Raw genomic sequence first — 17,733 nt, forward strand, 5'->3', positions numbered from 1 at the left:
TCAAAATCGACTCAAATCACTTTTTAGAACCCAAAAACCAAATTTCAAAAACGTTAAATAAATCATAAAAACAGAAGTACTATAAATGAATAAGAACCAGACCGGAAAATTTTATTGGGGAATAGGATTAGAAAACGAAACATACCTGCAATTTGAAGAATCCCTAACCGTCTCTGGTGCATTTATACAAGAAAAAATTGGTTTTGAAAAATACAGTATCGATTACAGAAAATGCTATAAACCAGAAAGCTTACGCCCTATTTTAAAAAAAGCTTTTGGTTCGAATAAAAACTACGTGGTCAGCCGAATGATCAATAGTCATTCCTTAGAAAAGCTAGATGTAAATTATCAGCACAAAACAATTGCAGGCGTAAAACCAATAATACAGCACGCAGAAAGTGCTGAGGTACTCCCGCAACCCATCGAAAATCCGGAATATCTTGGCCAATCCATCATGGAACTTTTTCTTGAAGATCAACCCTATAATATTCAAAGTATGATTACCCAACGAAACAAAACGATGGGGTCCGTACATTTTGACGGGGATTCAATTGAATTCGTCACTAAATATTTTGAAAATCGAACCATATCCGATTCTTGCAAAGAACTAAAAGCGACTAAAAAATTGTTTTTAGATAAAATCAATGAATCGAGCGTACTTAATGGAAAATTAAATTTCCCTGAATACAACAACGGACTTAATATGTTCATGACCAATCAGGAAAATCTTGTTTTATTTAATAATGGAACGTACCATTTTCACATCACGTTGCCCACTTTAACCGAGCACAGTCGGATTGTGAATTATCAAGAATTTGATGCCACGCACGCTAACGCCATCTATTTGCTGCAATGGTTCGAGCCCTTTTTTATAGCCACTCTTGGAAGTCCGGATATTATGGGAGTGATTAGTGAGACTTACAATTTGGATCAAAAATTTACCTTGGGCTCTATGCGCAACGCCATGTCGCGCTACATTGGCGTTGGGACTTACAATAAAGCCATGCCGAAAGGTAAAATTCTAACCTACAAAGTAGACGATTTTAGAAAACTACTACGCTTTGAAAAAGAGGACAACATTTGGTGGCGCGATCAGATTCAAGTGGCTATGGAGTATGAATTACTTTCGGAAGTAGGACTCGATTTTAATCAGGAAAAAATGTACCAAAGTGGTTTTGAATTCAGAAGCTTTGATGAGTTTCCCGAAACCTATTTAAACGATGTTCTTTTTGCTATTATCCTAATTTGTGAGCACTCTTTACATCTACCAGATGTTCAATGGGGACACGACAGCGTGGTTTGGAATAATTTGGTTTTTAAAACCCTAAAAAACGGTTATTTAACTCAAATCAACGAGACGGAAAAGAACGAAGTGCTAGATTTACTACAAATATTAAATCCAACAGCTAGTAATTATACTACACTAAAATCCGAGTTTGATGCGATCATTATGCTAGAGGATTTTTTCTTTAAAATCTTGGCCGTTTTGCATGATACCTACAAAGACCACAATGTTTGTTTGGATGCCATGTGCGGACAGAAAACAAACTTCCCTCCAAAATGGGACAATTTTAATCAATATCAAGCCGAACAACATTTGCAAAAAATAACGGCTTTCTGTGAGAATTAATATCAGATTTTTTTAAGCACCATTAAGAGATTATGGTTCATTAAGTATTAGTTCACTTAATTTTTTTTGCGTTCTTAATGGTGTTTTTTTTATACCCGCATTAGGGTAGGACCATATCCTTTAGGTTATTTTTAGGAGCAGCACCACTTTGCCCACCACACGAATCGTCCCGCTGTACGTTATATCTTGCTCGGCGAACCCCGCCAAGCAAGGATGCCGCTTCCATCGGGGCTAAGCGAGAATGGTTTGTTTTCATTAGCCAAGCATTACTCAATCTAAACTTGTTTTTTAAAAATTTCCCCGTTGTTTTCCTGTAGGAAAATCAATCGTGATGAATTAGCATAAAATTGTGTAGTTTTTTTCTTCTTTTAATTATGCGTGTTTTCACTTATAATTCCTACTTTTAGAAAGAATTTTTAAGCCAATAAAGAAGGCTTATCCAAGTCCAAATAACTTAAAAACAACAACTCTGTATAATCCTAAAATTCAGTAATTTATGAAAGGAACAATGCTTTTAGCCCTCTTGATGGTTTCGATTTCTGGAATGGCACAACAACTTAACTATGGAACTGGAGGTACCGTATATACTTCTGAAAACAAAAAATTGACTTCTGTTGAGGTTAGAGAATTACTAGCCAAAAACAGCGAGGCTTTAGCAGAATACAACGCTGGGCGTAATAAAAAAACGTGGGGAAATGTTTTGTTTTATGGCGGTTTAGGATTGGTAACGGCTAATCTTGTGACCGCCATGAATACGGATAACACTACTTCGACTTATAATCCTGGGGATTATTCTCCAAACATTCAATCTGAACGTTCTAATTTAACCGCGGCTATTATTGGAGGCGCAATGATTGTAGCTTCTATACCAATAAAAATTGGCTACCCTAAAAGAATCAAAAAAGCATTGGGTTTGCACAATAATGGTACGGCGAGTACTTATGAATCACAACCTACCACAACATTTCTGGCAAGCGCTAACCAAATTGGGATGAGAATCACTTTTTAAGTAAGTGTCCTTTTTTGAGTTGTTTTCCTGCAAGGTTTTCAAAACCTTGTAGGTATGTTCTTGAATCTAAATGTCTACAAGGTCAACAAAAGACCTTGCAGGAATATTGATAAATAAACTAAATAAGGATGTATTAGAGAGTTAGATACAAACGGCCAACTAAAGTCATAGCGTGATTGTTGTCTAAAAAATATACTTTTTTAGGTTTGTAACCACAAAATATTATATTTTTATGTGATTATAACCATATTATATTATATTTGTAATATGATAGCACGTGATGTTTCTAAAAACATAGTCGAAGATTGGACGAATCAAAAAGCCATTATTGTGTTGGGACCAAGGCAAGTAGGTAAAACAACTTTGATTCAGAAATTGGTAGAAAACAAAAAAGTTTTGTTCTTAAATGGGGATAATCCGCAAACACGATTAACTTTTGCCAATGCCAATTTTAATTTTTTATTACAAACGGTACACGATTATGATGTGATTGTGATTGACGAAGCCCAACGCATTCAAAACATTGGAGTAACTGCAAAAATGTTGATTGATGCAAAACTAGACAAACAAATCATTCTTACGGGTTCCTCATCTTTAGACTTAGGCAACGAAATAAATGAACCCTTAACCGGCAGAAAATGGGAACACCAACTTTTTCCATTGTCTTGGAACGAGGTTAAAAATCACTACACTTTTGCAAATGCTTATGAGCGTTTGGAAGAATTTCTAATTTACGGGCTATATCCGGAAGTGGTTACAGAAAGTAAGAAACAAAAAATCTTATTGCAATTGGCGGGTAGTTATTTGTATAAAGATATTTTAGAATTAGTAAATATAAAAAAGCCCGATTTGTTAATGAAACTTCTTAATGCACTAGCTCTTCAATTGGGCAGTGAAGTGTCTTACAATGAACTGTCTAAAATTTTAGGAGTTGATAGAATGACGGTTGTAAACTATATCGATTTGTTAGAAAAGGCATTTGTTATTTTTAGATTGTACCCGTATTCTAGCAACCAACGGAACGAAATTACATCAAAACCAAAAATATATTTTTATGATAATGGCATTCGTAATGCTATTATTGGGCAGTTTGCCCCACTTGTAAACAGACAAGATTTGGGCGCCTTATTTGAAAATTTCTTCATTAGTGAAAAAATAAAAAAATTGACCTACAATGGTTTTTATGGTAAAACACATTATTGGAGAAACACACAGCAAGCCGAGATTGATTTTATAGAGATTTTAGAAAATGAGATTTCAGCCTATGAAATCAAATACAATCCCAACAAAAAAGTACTTTTCACTAAATCATTCACCGAAAAATATCACCCAAAAAACACTTATGTGGTCAATAAAGATAATTTTTGGGAGTATTTATAATTTACGATAACTGGTATTTGTTTTACACCAACAAAAAACCCATCAACTTTAGCTGATGGGTTTTGTATTTTTAGGACAATAAATCTTACCAGATTTTTACTCTTTTCTCTGGAGCGATATACATTCCGTCATTCGGTTGAATGTTGAAGGCTTCGTAGAAAGTATCTATGTTTTGAAGAGGCACATAGGCTCTGTACATCCCTGGTGAATGCGGATCGGTTTTTACTTGTGATTTCAAGGCTTCGTCTCTCATTTTAGAACGCCAAATGGTAGACCAAGAAATAAAGAAACGTTGTTCTGGGGTATACCCATCAATCAATCCTGGGTTGCCGTTTTCTTTTAAGTACAATTGTAAACCATCGTAAGCAGCATTCACACCACCTAAATCTCCAATGTTTTCGCCTAAAGTAAATTTACCATCTACAAAAGTACCTGGAAGCGGTTGCAAAGCGCTGTATTGAGTAGCTAGGGCACCGGTTAATTCCCCAAATTTTTTAAGGTCTTCAGCCGTCCACCAGTCTACTAAATTACCATCGGCATTGTAACGTGCTCCTGAATCATCAAATCCGTGAGAGATTTCGTGACCAATAACGCCTCCAATTCCACCATAATTTACAGCTTCGTCGGCTTGGTAATTGTAAAAAGGTGGTTGCAAAATAGCGGCAGGGAATACAATTTCGTTATTCGATGGATTGTAGTAAGCATTTACCGTTTGTGGTGCCATTCCCCAACGGTCTTTGTCTACGGGTTTGGTCAAATCCGCTATGTTTTCTTGGTAGCGCCAAGAGGCGATATTTTTCACATTTTCAAAAAATGTTCCTCCTTCAGCGGGACTTTTGATACTCAATGCCGAGTAGTCTTTCCATTTGTCAGGGTAGCCAATTTTAATTCTCAATTTATTTAATTTGGCGATGGCACTTACTTTGGTTTCTGCCGACATCCACGATAAGTTGTTGATGCGGTTTTCATAAGCACGGAAAATATTTTTGATCATTTTCTCAGCTTTTACTTTGGCTTCAGCTGGAAATTTTTTCTCTACGTATAATTTTCCTAAAGCTTCACCCACAGATCCGGTTACGGTTTGTGAAGCTCTTTCTTCAAAAGGTCTTTGTTTTACAGCACCTGTTAAGGTTTTGCCATAAAATTCCCAGTTGGCTTTTTCAATTGCTGTTGATAATTGACCTGAAGCTCTGTTCAATAAAGACCAACGCATGTAAGCTTTCCAGTCGTCTACTTTATTTTCTTTAAAAAGAGTTTCTAAAGCCGTCATATATTTAGGTTGCGACACGATAATCGTTTGGTTCGTGGGCAATCCAATTTTACTGAAATAGGTAGTCCAGTCAATAGCGGGTGTGATTTTTTGTAATTCAGCTATCGTCATTGGGTTGTACGATTTGCGACGGTCTCGTCTTTCTACACGGTCAAAACGAGGATTAGACATTTCGATTTCTAATGCCAAAATTTTCTCCGCATTGGCTTTCGCTACTTCAGGTTTGTCGCCTAAATAGTGCAACATTTTAGCCACATGCAGTACATACTTTTCTCTTTTTTCCTTCGAATCTTTATCTTCTCCCACATAATAATCGCGATCGGGAAGTCCAACAGTTCCTGGGCCTAAATAAATTACGTTTACGTTACTGTTTTTTGCATCAGTACTTACTCCGGCGCCAAAGAAACCAATGCCGCCTGTGGGTTCCATTTCGATTAATAAAGCTTGTAAATCTTTGACGTTTTTAACCGCATTGATTTTTTTCAAATACGGTTTTAGGGGAGCAATACCTAGTTTGTTACGGCTTACGGTATCCAACATGGTTTTGTACAAATTGATGGCTTTCCCTTGGTCGGTATTGGATTGGTACGCTGGGTTGTTGGCAGCTTCTTTTAGGATGGCCAAAGCGTCAGCATCGGTGCGTTGACGCAATTCGTCAAAGCTTCCCCAACGGGTTTTGTCGCTTGGGATTTCGGTGGTGTTCAACCAGGTTCCGTTTACATATCGGAAAAAATCATCGCTGGGTTTGATGGTTTTATCCATATATTGGATATTGATTCCTGGTTCTTTGGTGGCCGAAGCGGTTTGTGCTTGGCACCAGCCAAAACTTAGTACGGCAGGCAAAGCCAAAAATAAGCTTGTGGATTGTTTTGGATTCATATTACAATTTGAATTAGTTATGATTTATTGGTGTTTTAAAAAAGTATAATGTTACAAAAAATGATGATTTTTTTGTAAAAGCAATTGCTTTATTAGTTGAATTCTGCATAAATAATTGTTTTTTTGTTGATTTTATAAAAGTATCACTAAAAATAGGAACTTTAGCTTTTTGACTTTAAGCTATTGTCTCAAACCTACTACTTTTTTGCGTGAGGGGTGGAGTGTAGCTCTTTTTTTATCCCGTTTTTTCGCGGGATAAAAAAAAGCGGGAACGGAGACCCGACCCGAAGTTTTTACGTAGGGGCACGCCCAAATTATTTTAAAAAGTGTAGTGCAAGGCAGACCGTTGTTTTGTAATTTTGCGCGAAATTCAAATGTTGTCTTTCTATTTTATTTTAAAAACCTACAAATGAAAGCTTTCTTCTATACCTATCGCAAATTTTTTGGTGTTTTATTGGTGTTTTCGGCGATTACTATTGGCTTGTTTTACAATGCGTTGAAGCCTGAAAAGACTTTGCCTATTTACAATCCAGCTGACGTGAATCCAGAATTGGTGGACAGTACGGTGCAATTTGTGAGTAAGGCGCATACGATTGCCGATTTTTCGTTTGTGAATCAAAATGGGAAGACGATTACTCAAAAAGATTATGAAGGGAAAGTGTATGTGGCCGATTTTTTCTTTACAACTTGTGGTTCGATTTGTCCTAAAATGACCAAGAACTTGGCCGAAGTGCAAGCGGCTATCAAAAATAATCCCAAAGTAATGCTGTTGTCGCACACCGTTTTTCCTGAGACCGATAGTGTGCCTGTTTTAAAAGAATACGCTCTTGAACACGGCGTGATAGACAGTAAATGGAACTTGGTTACAGGCGATAAAAAGGAAATTTATACAATGGCTCGAAAATCGTATTTGGCCGTTAAGTTGGGGAAACCCGAAGAATTGTATGATATGGTACACACCGAGAATTTTGTGTTGGTGGACCAAAAAAGACGCGTTCGTGGTTTTTACGATGGAACCAAAAAAGAGGATATGGCGCGATTGATAGAAGATATTAATTTTTTGTGTGCTAATTAGTTTGGTGAAAAGGGAACACGGATTTTTATTAAATGAAATGGAACACGGATGACGCTGATTTAAACAGATGAACACGGATTTTAACCTGTAATTGTATTTAATTTTTATCACATAGAAGAAACATATAATTTATAGTTTTTTGAAAGAAATTAATAGACGTTTTACTTTTTACATAGCCATTCTATGTGGTGAATACTACTATTTCTATTTGTTCTTTTCTTATTTAGTATTTAATCTATGATTCTTTTGGTTTTTTCATTTTAATTGCAAATCCGAGTGTGATTTAATTTAAACCCGCGTGAATCCGTTTCATCCGTTTCATCCGCGTGCCATTTAAGTTGTTAGTCCACCTAACAGACAGTCAGATTCTTTTTTACAATTGTGATAATTATCATTTGAATTTCTATTATAATATGTATTTTTGCAATCTTAATTCAATCTAAATAAGGTTTGCCAACAACGATACATTCACTCAAAAAAGGAGAAAAAGCAATTATCAAAGACTTTGATATTGATGCCATTCCATTAAAATTGCTCGAAATGGGCTGTTTGCCGGGTAATGAAGTTGAGTTGCTGCAAATCGCTCCCTTCGGTGATCCCTTGTACCTAAACATTAACGGGTCACACGTTGCGATTCGTGTAGCAACGGCTCAGGAAATAGAAGTGGAACGAATCCAATAAAGCTAATGATCAGTAATCACAACATCAATGTCGCTTTGATAGGGAACCCGAATGTGGGGAAAACCTCTGTTTTTAATCAACTAACAGGTTTGAACCAGCAAGTAGGGAATTATCCAGGAATTACGGTAGAAAAAAAGGTAGGTTTTTGTAAGTTGCCTTATAATTTCAAAGCCAATATTCTGGATTTACCGGGTACGTATAGTTTGAATGCCAGCTCGATTGATGAAAATGTGGTGATTGAATTACTCCTCAACAAAAACGATAAATTGTATCCCGATGTAGCCATAGTAGTGACGGATGTAGAGAATTTAAAGCGTAATTTGTTGCTTTTTACCCAAATCAAAGACCTTGAAATTCCTACGATTTTGGTCATTAATATGGCGGATCGAATGGAATACAAAGGCATCAGTTTGGATATTCCTTTTTTAGAAGAAAAGCTGAAAACTAAAATTGCCTTGGTGAGTTCTAGAAAAGGATCTGGGATTGAGGAATTGAAAAATTTAATCGTTTCCTATAAATCCATTTCTAATGAACCATGTATGAACGCCTCGGTTATTGATGCGGTCTATTTTGATAATCTTCGCAAAGCCTTTCCAAATCAGTTGTTGTATAAGTTGTGGTTGGTGATTACTCAAGATGTGAACTTCTTGAATTTAGAGCGCAAAGAAATCCAAAGTACGTTTACCAAATCGCATTCGGATTTGAAGCGATTGCAGCAAAAAGAAACCATTAAACGTTACCAATTCATCAACGATGTGTTGAAAGTGGGATTGACCATCGACCAATCTATTGCTAAAGATTTTAGAGCCCAATTGGATCGTGTGTTGACCCATAAATTCTGGGGTTATGTGATTTTCTTTTGTATCCTTTTTGGTATTTTTCAATCCATTTTTGTGTGGTCGGAAGTGCCAATGGATTTTATAGACAGCTCTTTTGCTAGTTTGAGTGCTTGGTCTGCTGAGGTTTTGCCTGCAGGTATGTTGACCAATTTGATTTCGCAAGGGATTATTCCTGGAATTGGGGGTATCTTAATTTTTATCCCTCAGATAGCCTTTTTGTTTTTGTTCATTTCGATACTCGAGGAAAGCGGCTATATGAGTCGTGTGGTGTTTTTGATGGATAAAATTATGAGTAAGTTTGGTTTGTCGGGCAAAAGTGTTGTGCCTTTGGTTTCGGGAACGGCTTGTGCTATTCCGGCGATCATGGCCACTCGAAATATCGAAAATTGGAAAGAACGCTTGATTACTATTTTGGTGACACCTTTTACGACTTGTTCCGCGCGTTTACCAGTGTACGCCATCATTATTGGATTGGTGATTCCGGATCAACGGGTGTTGGGAATCTTAAATCTACAAGGTCTGACGCTAATGATGTTATACTTGCTGGGATTTGGAATGGCCTTTTTTTCAGCCTATGTTTTGAATAAAATATTGAAGATTAAAGGGAAGTCTTATTTCATTGTCGAAATGCCTAATTATAAATTGCCTTTGCTTAAAAACGTAGGCATCAATGTGATTGAAAAGACCAAAGCGTTTGTGTTTGGTGCTGGAAAAATCATTTTGGCAATCTCAATTATTTTATGGTTTTTGGCTTCGTATGGTCCAGGTGAAAACTTCAGTAATGCAGAGCAAATTGTAGTAACTAAACACGCTGATAAACCACTTTCTGCTGCAGATTTTGAGAATGAAGTCGCTTCGCAAAAATTAGAGAATTCCTATATCGGATTGATGGGTAAATCTATTGAACCTGTTCTGACGCCTTTGGGCTATGATTGGAAAATTGGGATAGCTATTATCAGTTCATTTGCAGCTCGAGAAGTGTTTGTGGGTACTTTGGCTACGATTTACAGCGTTGGCGGCACCGAAAACGAAGATACCATTAAGAATAAAATGCAATCCGAAATCAATCCTTTGACAGGCGAAAAAGTCTTCAATTTTGCTTCTGGGATTTCCTTACTACTTTTTTATGCTTTTGCTATGCAATGCGTCAGTACGCTTGCTGTTACTCGTAAAGAAACCAATAGCTGGAAATGGCCGCTCGGCCAACTTATTTTCATGAGTGCTTTTGCTTATACGGTGGCTTTAGTGGCGTATCAGTTGCTTAAATAAAAGAAAATGACACAAGAAATCATCGCTTTTTCCTTATTGGCTATAGCCATTGTTTTCCTCATTCGAAAGTTTTTCTGGAAAAAGAAGTCCAAAAAAAACTGTGGAGACGGGAATTGTGGGTGTGGTTAAATCCTTATATTTGTATGTCATTTGTTCAAAACAATTCTCGGTGTTGTGTTCAAATGATTTGAAGCACAGTCTTATAGGTAATATTCTGATGGATGTTTCTTTAAATGATGTCATCTATCACAATTAAAATAATCTACAAATGAAAAATATTTCAGGTGTTGAATTTAAAAGAGATGTTTCGGGTAAAGCAAAATCGGTAACGATAGATTTACAAAAACATGGAAAAGCCTTGCAGTTTTTTTTAGAGCAAGTAGGCGCTTTATCTGAAGAAGAAAATTTTGAAAAAAAATGGTCTGAGGGTATTTCAGGAGCCGAATTGGTCAAACGTGTTCACACCCATTTACGCACCTTGCCTTGGAAAAAAGAATAGTTTATACTCCATCATTTGAAAACTATTTGATTGATTTAATTACGATTCTATTTTTTGAAGAGTATTTCAGTTATATAGAAAATGCAGAAAAATATGTAATTGCGCTTCAAGATGAAATCGAAAAGTATATTGATGTAAGGCAACACTACAAAACGCCTAAATTTTTAAGTCAATATGGAAGCTACTTTTTAGTAGTTTCGCTAAATAACAAAACTTCTTGGTATGTCTTTTTTGACCAAAGAGACCAGCGTTATTTGGTTCAGTATATCACTAATAATCATATGGAAGAAGCTAGTTCACTTACGCTAAGTTAAATCCGCTTCACGTACAAGTTTCCTGCAATTTTTGACGATACGGTAAGTGGCGTATCGTTGATGATTAAATGTAAAGAGGCATCAAAATTTTCTCTTCCCAATACTTTGATAACCGCTCCTAAAGCAATTTTTTGTTTGTTCAAGTATTGCAGAAAATCGGCAGAGGAATCTTTTACTCCCACACAAATAGCAGTTTCGCTTTCGGCCAATTCCGAGAGCAGGAGCTTTTCTATTTTAGTTATTTTTCCATGTGCGTCTGGAATGGGATCTCCGTGCGGATCTTCAGTAGGGTTGCCCAAAAAATCATCGAGTTTGTTGATGAGTTGTTCGGATTTGATGTGTTCTAATTGCTCAGCGATGTCGTGTACTTCGTCCCAAGTAAAAGCCAATTTTTCAACCAAAAAAACTTCCCACAAACGGTGTTTGCGTACAATCATTTTAGCAGCGTGCGTTCCTTTTTCAGTCAAGGAAACTCCTTGGTATTTGATGTAATTGATTAGTGCTTTATCAGCCAATTTCTTCAGCATATCGGTTACCGAAGAAGCTTTGGTTTCCATCATTTCGGCAATGGCGTTCGTAGGCACTTCGGCTTCAAGCTGCACGGTCAAATGATAAATCGCTTTTAGGTAATTTTCTTCGGAGTGGGTCATCATATGAAATGGAATTTTTAACCTCTTTCAGCTTTTTAAGCGAGAATGAGGTATTTTATTTTTTAGCATTGTTAATCAATACTAATGGAATGGAAATCTTGTGGCGCAAATGATCGATTGTGGTTCCTAATAGTAAATCTTTAAATCCAGTATGGCCATGCGTACCCATAATGAGTAAATCGAATTTTCCTTTATTGACCAATTTTGGAAGTACTTTGTTGGGCTTCCCAAAACCAAGTAGGGTTTTGACATGGAAACCTTTTTCTTGAAACATTTCCTTGTATTCTAATAACAATTTTTCGTCGATCGTAGTTTCGTGATCGTCGGTTTGTTTGCCGTACATCATAGCGCCAACAGTTTCTACGACATGGATCAGCGTATATTTAGCCTCTTTTCCACCCATATTAAAGGCGTAGTTAATAGCAGTTTCATCGGCAAAAGAAAAATCGACAGCAATAGCAATTTTTTGAGGGAGATGTGCCTCGGTAGCATTGAATTGCAAGGCCATATTATGTGGTGAATGATTTTGTATGGTATATTTTGTCTTAGCTAAGAACGGTTTTATAACAATATAAAGTAGTAAAATTAAGAAACCGATAGCAAGAGGAACTACTGTTACCCACAACACCATTGGGTTTTGAGACTCCGTTAACCAACCTTGAATCTCGTCAAAAACCAATTTAGCATTGAGCGAAACAATAATCAAAGCAATAGTCCAAGCGGCTATTTTTGTTATCGTATTGATATGGAAACCATTCATTTTGTTTTTATCGCTTACAAAATGGATCAATGGAATAATAGCAAATCCCAATTGTAAACTCAAAATCACTTGACTGAAAATGAGTAGTTTCCCCGTGACACTTTCGCCATAAATCAAGATTACAATAACTGCTGGAACTATGGCTATTATTCTGGTAATAATACGACGTACCCAAGGCTGAATCCTTAAATTCAAATAGCCTTCCATCACGATTTGACCCGCTAAAGTTCCCGTGATTGTTGAACTCTGTCCAGCAGCAATCAAAGCCACGGCAAATAAGATAGAAGCCCATTTAGTGCCTAAAATTGGTGCCAAAAATTTATGAGCATCTTGAATTTCGGCTACCTCAAATAGCCCGTTTTTGTAGAAGGTGGCGGCTGCCAAAATCAAAATAGCGGCATTCACAAAAAAAGCCAAATTCAGTGCGATGGTGGAGTCGATAAGGTTGTATTTTAAGGCTTGACGGATGCCTTTCGGACTGCGATCAAATTTTCGGGTTTGCACCAAAGACGAATGCAAGTACAAATTGTGGGGCATTACCGTGGCTCCAATAATTCCAATGGCAATATAAAGCGCAGCTTCATTTGGAATGGAGGGAATCAATCCTAAGACCACTTTGTCCATTTCGGGTTGGGCAAAAAACATTTCAAAGACGAAAGAAAATCCTATGATGGCTACCAAAACTATGATAAAAGCTTCCATTTTTCGGATGCCTTTGTTGATTAAAAAGAGGAGTAAAAAGGTATCCAAAACTGTAATCAAAACGCCTTCAATCAACGGAATGTCAAACAGTAAATTAATCCCAATCGCCATTCCGAGTACTTCGGCCAAATCACAAGCAGCAATCGCAATTTCGGCCAAAAAATATAAAATGTAATTCACAAAAGGCGAATACGTTTCACGAGACGCTTGTGCCAAATCACGTTGGGTGACAATCCCTAAACGCGCACTCAAACTTTGCAATAGCAACGCCATAAGATTACTCATTAGCAATACCCACAATAGTGAATAGCCAAATTGACTTCCACCCGCAATATCAGTAGCCCAGTTGCCAGGATCCATATAGCCTACACTTACGAGATAAGCAGGGCCTAGGAAAGCCAAGATTTTTCTAAACTTCGATTTTTTATTTTGTGTAGTCACCGATTGGTTGACTTCTTCTAAGGAATGACTCAATTGTATAGTGTTTTAAAACCCAAATATATACAAAAAAGTTCACTTTAAATATTTTTTTAGACTTGTCTAAATACTTCTCTGCTTACTACCAATTTATCAGAGGTCAATCGAAAAGAATTATAGTGTATTCCTCTTTTTTTCATCTTAGTTGTCGTAATTTTGCGCGTTTAATAGCGACAGTTGATTTTGTGAGCTGTTTTTTTTTAAATCATTTCATTTTTATGAGTAGTAGTTATTCCTTTAGTTCACAAGAAGTTTCCCTTTTATCACAAGTTCAAAAAGGTAGCAAAGTAACCGCAGTATTTTATCATTTGTGGGTCAATTTGGTACAACCCGACAATAAATTCATATTTATTGATACGGTTGAATTGCATTTTGAGAACGGACAAAAATTGTTTTTCAAAATCAATGAGGAAGATACAGGATTTTCTATTGTGACCGATTATGATTTCGAAAAAGAGCAACAACAACTAGAAGAACAATTTAACGGTAGCTTATCTTTAAAAAGAATTGACGTTGCTGCTGCGCCTTTATGGGTAGAAAACATCAAAACACCATTGCTGTCCATAAAAGTAGAACGAGAAGACGAACAATTCTCTGGCGATTATGTGAGCATCACTTTCGAAGCCGGAGCTTTGGAGATTGATTATGATCAAGAAAGCGGTTTGACGGTTCAAATTTTTGAAGATTTGTAAGCTAAGCAATGAAAGCAAAATAGTGTAAGTCCAAATTGGAATTTAATAGGACAATTTATAATGCCCGCAATTAATCAAGATAAAATTATAGGTCATACCAAGAGATTAAAAAATGAAGAATTTCCTTTGCGACGCTGCGCCTTTGCGAGCCAAATTTCACGCAAAGTCGCAGAGACGCAAAGAACAGAGAGAATAAAGTTTAATGAAAAACATTCCACAATTAATTTATTCGCCAAAATGGCACTAGTCTGGGATAGTCAAGTAAAATTATATTAAAATCCAGTATTAAAGTTCGATACTGGATTTTTTTTGTTTCTATGTATTTATTTTTTAGATTTGTCTAAAATATTATTTACTCTAATGAAATTTCTATATAGCTATTTGTTTTTCTTTTCGTTAACTGTTGCTTTGGCACAAGAAAAAGCCACCCTGAGCGGACAAGTCATCTCCGAAAATCAACCCGTACCACAAGCAAAGGTAGAAATTATAGGTACCGCTTTTGGGACTCAAACCGATAGTTTGGGCTTTTTTGAAATCTCACAATTGCCGCTACAACGCTACACACTTCGCGTTACTGCTATCGGAATCAAAACGCATACGCAGTCCATCAGCGGTACGGATTTTAAGCATTTACTAAAAATAAATGTGGTGACGAATAAGCAACTGCTCGACGAAGTAGTGGTTTCGGGTACTATGAAAGCCGTACGCCGTTTGGAAAATCCTGTGCCAGTAGAAATCATTTCGACCACTTTTTTAAAACAAAATCCTACCGCTTCTGTTTTTGAAGGCTTGCAAAACGTGAATGGTTTGCGTCCACAAAACAATTGCAATGTTTGCAACACTGGCGATATTCGAATCAATGGGTTGGACGGCCCTTACACGATGGTCACGATCGATGGAATGCCCATAGTGAGTGCTTTGGGAACGGTGTATGGTTTGTCTGGGATTCCGAATGCGATGATCGACAAAATCGAAATTATCAAAGGCGCCGCTTCGAGTTTGTATGGGAGCGAGGCAGTTGGCGGACTCATCAATATTATTACCAAAAAACCACAAAACGCCCCTCAATTTACCGCCGACTTGATGACTACTTCCTGGCTAGAAAACAGTCTCGATTTGGGTTATCGTACCAACATTGGCAAATATACCAAGGTACTTTTTGGACTCAGCACCTTTTACAATGACCATGCTGTCGATAATAATGGCGATAATTTCACGGATATTGCCTTGCAGAAAAGAGTCTCATTCTTTAGCCGCTGGCATTTTGAGCGCCGTTCCAAAAAAGAAATGAGCCTAGTTGCTCGCTATCTGTATGAAGATCGATGGGGTGGCGAAATGCAGTGGAATTCCAGCTTTCGCGGCGACGATCAAGTCTATGCCGAAAGCATTTACACCTCTCGCTACGAAATCTTAGGCAAGTACCAATTGCCTTTGGAAGAAAAAATGAGCCTGCAATTCTCGATGGTGGGCCACGACCAAAACTCGGTCTATGGTACTTCTGTTTTTTTGGCGAACCAAAAAATTGCGTTTGGGCAATACCTTTGGGACAAAGAGCTCAAAAACCATTCGCTTTTGTTCGGAGCGGCGGCGCGCTTTACTTGGTACAACGACAACACGCCTGCTACGGTCACTTCCTCCCAAACCGCTATTTATAGTGGATTTCTCCAAGATGATATCAAACTTTCTAAACAAACGGGCTTGCTGCTTGGCGCGCGTTACGATTACCACCCAGCGCACGGCTCGATTGTCACACCTCGTCTAGCCCTGAAATGGAAACCCACCGCTACCGATATTTTGCGACTCAATTTGGGAACGGGATTTCGAGTGGTGAATTTGTTTACCGAAGACCATCAAGCGCTTTCGGGAGCCAGAGAAGTCGTCCTAAAAGGCAATTTAGACCCCGAAACTTCGTATACCGCCAACCTGAATTACCTCAAAAAATTCGATACCAACACAGCTGGAGTTGTTACCCTCGAAGCTTCGACTTGGTACACCCATTTCAAAAACCGCATCATTGCCGACTATGATACGAATCCCAACCAAATCATTTATGCCAATCTCGATGGTTTTTCTAGAATTTTCGGTAGTAGTATTTCCTTGGATTGGGTCAGTCCGTTTGGGGTGAAAGGGACTTTGGGCGGTAGTTATTTCCATCCGTTGACCGAGCAAGAAGGCCGTCGTTTTGTGCCTCTGTTTACCGAAAAAGTCAGTCTGACTTGGGCCTTGAGCTATGAAATCCCCAATTGGTTCCTGAGTTTGGATTATACCGGAAGTTATACTGGCAATATGCGTTTGCCCTTGTTGTCGCCACTCGATCCGCGCCGCGAGTATTCCTTGCCGTACAGTATTCAAAACATCCAAATTACCTACAAGAAATTCCACAACGTGGAGTTGTTTGGCGGGGTCAAAAACCTCCTGAATTGGACACCCAATCGCGGGAATCCCTTCTTGATTGCTCGTGCCAATGACCCTTTCGACAAGCAAGTCACCTTTGATAGCAATGGCGTTGCACAACCCACTCCCGATAATCCTTATGCACTCACTTTCGACCCGACCTACGCCTACGGACCCAACCAAGGCATTCGCGCTTTTGTGGGCTTACGATGGCATTGGGATTAAAACCAAGAAATAGAGTTCGAGGGCATTTCACAAAGGCATGCGAAGGATTTAAAAGCCTCAAAAAGCGTATTGCTCCTTTTCTCTCCGTGTTTCCTTGGCGTAGCTTCGTGATATCAAATTATAATAGTAAGCGTCTCTTGTTTTTGGAAAGTGAAGTAATGATTTTCTTATTGGAGCATCCAATTTTTCTTGCTTTTGATGTATGATTTTGCTAATTTTTGGAATAGTACTAAGCGGAAGTTTTGCAGAGACTTGACGGTAGAAGTAATGAAAAAAAACAAAATTGACCTAAAAACAGCTATTATGAAAAATTTAATTTTAGTATTGGTAACAATATTCCTGATCTCTTGTAATAATGATAGAGAAATAGAAAAAAGTAAAAGTATAGTGGGTAAGTGGAAATGGATTGAATCATCTGGGGGAATAGACGGAAGGATAGAAAATCCAATAACAACTGGGAGAAGTATTGTACTTGAATTTACAGAATCGACTATCAAAACTTATGAAAATGGACTTCTAACCTCAGAAGGAAATTACCAAATTCAATTGCAAAATTCAATTTTAGGTGGACAAAGAGAAATGATAATTATTACTACTGATCCAAAGCAGTTTAAACGTAGTTATGAAATAGTAACAAATAATTTATATTTAAGAGATGAATGTTTTGACTGCTTCCAATCTAAATACATCAAACAGTAAATGAACTTTTGCTAACAGCTTAGATTGCGTACGCAATATAAAAAAATGAAAAGCTGTTAAATAGTGTTTTATGGGTTATATCTGAAAAACCTTGCTACTTCTAGTACTATGGAGTTGTCGTAAAAAGATATTGAGATTTTCAAGAGGATTTAGTGTCCTTATTTTTGCAGTACTTAACCGGGTGTTTTTTTCTAGCTACTTTTATCTTCAAATAAAACAAGGGTTTGTTTTTTTTGATGTTAATGAGCTGAAAATCAATTATATTTGTATGTTTTTCATTTTAAACGAA

The 17,733-nt window shown here is 37.3% G+C and carries 15 protein-coding genes; 12 read left to right on the forward strand and 3 right to left on the reverse strand.

Annotated features, from left to right (window positions below; all coding sequences use genetic code 11):
• The first annotated feature begins 85 nt into the window (after positions 1-85).
• From ACSVH7_RS03735 to ACSVH7_RS03745, 3 genes are all read left to right on the forward strand, one after another.
• Positions 86-1,630 carry a hypothetical protein gene (locus tag ACSVH7_RS03735; protein ID WP_438065345.1) on the forward strand — a complete coding sequence of 515 codons (1,545 nt, stop codon included), beginning with the start codon at positions 86-88 and terminating at the stop codon, positions 1,628-1,630.
• 496 nt (positions 1,631-2,126) lie between these two features.
• Positions 2,127-2,639 (forward strand): hypothetical protein, encoded by a 513-nt coding sequence (locus ACSVH7_RS03740; protein ID WP_438065346.1) that lies wholly within the window; start codon positions 2,127-2,129, stop codon positions 2,637-2,639.
• Positions 2,640-2,906: 267 nt separating this feature from the next.
• On the forward strand, positions 2,907-4,019 hold the full coding sequence (locus ACSVH7_RS03745; protein ID WP_438065347.1) for an ATP-binding protein: 1,113 nt from the start codon (positions 2,907-2,909) through the stop codon (positions 4,017-4,019).
• An 85-nt stretch (positions 4,020-4,104) separates the two neighbouring features.
• On the opposite strand, the gene ACSVH7_RS03750 is transcribed toward ACSVH7_RS03745, so the two are convergent.
• Positions 4,105-6,168 carry a M13 family metallopeptidase gene (locus ACSVH7_RS03750; RefSeq protein ID WP_438065348.1) on the reverse strand — a complete coding sequence of 688 codons (2,064 nt, stop codon included), beginning with the start codon at positions 6,166-6,168 and terminating at the stop codon, positions 4,105-4,107.
• Between the two features lie 409 nt (positions 6,169-6,577).
• On the opposite strand from ACSVH7_RS03750, the gene ACSVH7_RS03755 reads away from it, so the two are divergent.
• From ACSVH7_RS03755 to ACSVH7_RS03780, 6 genes are all read left to right on the forward strand, one after another.
• The gene (locus tag ACSVH7_RS03755) at positions 6,578-7,243 is read left to right on the forward strand and encodes an SCO family protein (protein WP_438065349.1); all 666 of its coding nucleotides are present in this window, start codon (positions 6,578-6,580) and stop codon (positions 7,241-7,243) included.
• Between the two features lie 450 nt (positions 7,244-7,693).
• Positions 7,694-7,924 carry a FeoA family protein gene (locus ACSVH7_RS03760; protein ID WP_315176055.1) on the forward strand — a complete coding sequence of 77 codons (231 nt, stop codon included), beginning with the start codon at positions 7,694-7,696 and terminating at the stop codon, positions 7,922-7,924.
• A gap of 8 nt (positions 7,925-7,932) precedes the next feature.
• Positions 7,933-10,032, forward strand: a complete 2,100-nt coding sequence (gene feoB, locus ACSVH7_RS03765; RefSeq protein WP_438065435.1) for a ferrous iron transport protein B — start codon at positions 7,933-7,935, stop codon at positions 10,030-10,032.
• 6 nt (positions 10,033-10,038) lie between these two features.
• Positions 10,039-10,161: a FeoB-associated Cys-rich membrane protein gene (locus ACSVH7_RS03770; protein ID WP_315159801.1), complete on the forward strand. Its 123-nt coding sequence runs from the start codon at positions 10,039-10,041 to the stop codon at positions 10,159-10,161.
• A 139-nt stretch (positions 10,162-10,300) separates the two neighbouring features.
• A complete protein-coding gene (locus tag ACSVH7_RS03775) occupies positions 10,301-10,531 on the forward strand; it encodes a hypothetical protein (protein ID WP_438065350.1) in 231 nt (76 codons plus the stop codon).
• The gene (locus ACSVH7_RS03780; RefSeq protein WP_438065351.1) at positions 10,516-10,845 is read left to right on the forward strand and encodes a hypothetical protein; all 330 of its coding nucleotides are present in this window, start codon (positions 10,516-10,518) and stop codon (positions 10,843-10,845) included. The genes ACSVH7_RS03775 and ACSVH7_RS03780 overlap by 16 nt, the downstream gene beginning before the upstream one ends.
• Here the strand turns inward: ACSVH7_RS03780 and ACSVH7_RS03785 are convergent.
• Together ACSVH7_RS03785 and ACSVH7_RS03790 are read right to left on the reverse strand one after the other, a co-directional pair.
• Positions 10,842-11,495 carry a metal-dependent transcriptional regulator gene (locus tag ACSVH7_RS03785; protein WP_438065436.1) on the reverse strand — a complete coding sequence of 218 codons (654 nt, stop codon included), beginning with the start codon at positions 11,493-11,495 and terminating at the stop codon, positions 10,842-10,844. The two genes, ACSVH7_RS03780 and ACSVH7_RS03785, sit on opposite strands and share 4 nt — an antisense overlap.
• Before the next feature lie 55 nt (positions 11,496-11,550).
• Complete coding sequence (locus ACSVH7_RS03790) at positions 11,551-13,431, reverse strand: Nramp family divalent metal transporter (protein WP_438065352.1); 1,881 nt, start codon at positions 13,429-13,431, stop codon at positions 11,551-11,553.
• Positions 13,432-13,652: 221 nt separating this feature from the next.
• On the opposite strand from ACSVH7_RS03790, the gene ACSVH7_RS03795 reads away from it, so the two are divergent.
• The 3 genes from ACSVH7_RS03795 to ACSVH7_RS03805 all read left to right on the forward strand — a co-directional run bounded on the left by ACSVH7_RS03795 (position 13,653) and on the right by ACSVH7_RS03805 (position 17,444).
• Complete coding sequence (locus ACSVH7_RS03795) at positions 13,653-14,126, forward strand: hypothetical protein (RefSeq protein ID WP_438065353.1); 474 nt, start codon at positions 13,653-13,655, stop codon at positions 14,124-14,126.
• A gap of 360 nt (positions 14,127-14,486) precedes the next feature.
• On the forward strand, positions 14,487-16,745 hold the full coding sequence (locus ACSVH7_RS03800; protein ID WP_438065354.1) for a TonB-dependent receptor: 2,259 nt from the start codon (positions 14,487-14,489) through the stop codon (positions 16,743-16,745).
• Positions 16,746-17,048: 303 nt separating this feature from the next.
• Complete coding sequence (locus tag ACSVH7_RS03805) at positions 17,049-17,444, forward strand: hypothetical protein (protein WP_438065355.1); 396 nt, start codon at positions 17,049-17,051, stop codon at positions 17,442-17,444.
• Positions 17,445-17,733: the final 289 nt, after the last annotated feature.

It is taken from the genome of Flavobacterium sp. TSSA_36, from assembly GCF_051547165.1.
In the GTDB taxonomy this organism is placed as follows: domain Bacteria; phylum Bacteroidota; class Bacteroidia; order Flavobacteriales; family Flavobacteriaceae; genus Flavobacterium.

Excerpts from the sequence above, each read along its gene's own strand:
- ACSVH7_RS03740 (WP_438065346.1), top strand. The coding sequence starts at position 2,127 with ATGAAAGGAACAATGCTTTTAGCCCTCTTGATGGTTTCGATTTCTGGA.
- ACSVH7_RS03785 (WP_438065436.1), bottom strand. The coding sequence starts at position 11,495 with ATGACCCACTCCGAAGAAAATTACCTAAAAGCGATTTATCATTTGACC.
- ACSVH7_RS03755 (WP_438065349.1), top strand. The coding sequence starts at position 6,578 with ATGAAAGCTTTCTTCTATACCTATCGCAAATTTTTTGGTGTTTTATTG.
- ACSVH7_RS03805 (WP_438065355.1), top strand. The coding sequence starts at position 17,049 with ATGAAAAATTTAATTTTAGTATTGGTAACAATATTCCTGATCTCTTGT.
- ACSVH7_RS03735 (WP_438065345.1), top strand. The coding sequence starts at position 86 with ATGAATAAGAACCAGACCGGAAAATTTTATTGGGGAATAGGATTAGAA.
- ACSVH7_RS03775 (WP_438065350.1), top strand. The coding sequence starts at position 10,301 with ATGAAAAATATTTCAGGTGTTGAATTTAAAAGAGATGTTTCGGGTAAA.
- ACSVH7_RS03800 (WP_438065354.1), top strand. The coding sequence starts at position 14,487 with ATGAAATTTCTATATAGCTATTTGTTTTTCTTTTCGTTAACTGTTGCT.
- ACSVH7_RS03750 (WP_438065348.1), bottom strand. The coding sequence starts at position 6,168 with ATGAATCCAAAACAATCCACAAGCTTATTTTTGGCTTTGCCTGCCGTA.
- ACSVH7_RS03770 (WP_315159801.1), top strand. The coding sequence starts at position 10,039 with ATGACACAAGAAATCATCGCTTTTTCCTTATTGGCTATAGCCATTGTT.
- ACSVH7_RS03795 (WP_438065353.1), top strand. The coding sequence starts at position 13,653 with ATGAGTAGTAGTTATTCCTTTAGTTCACAAGAAGTTTCCCTTTTATCA.
- ACSVH7_RS03745 (WP_438065347.1), top strand. The coding sequence starts at position 2,907 with ATGATAGCACGTGATGTTTCTAAAAACATAGTCGAAGATTGGACGAAT.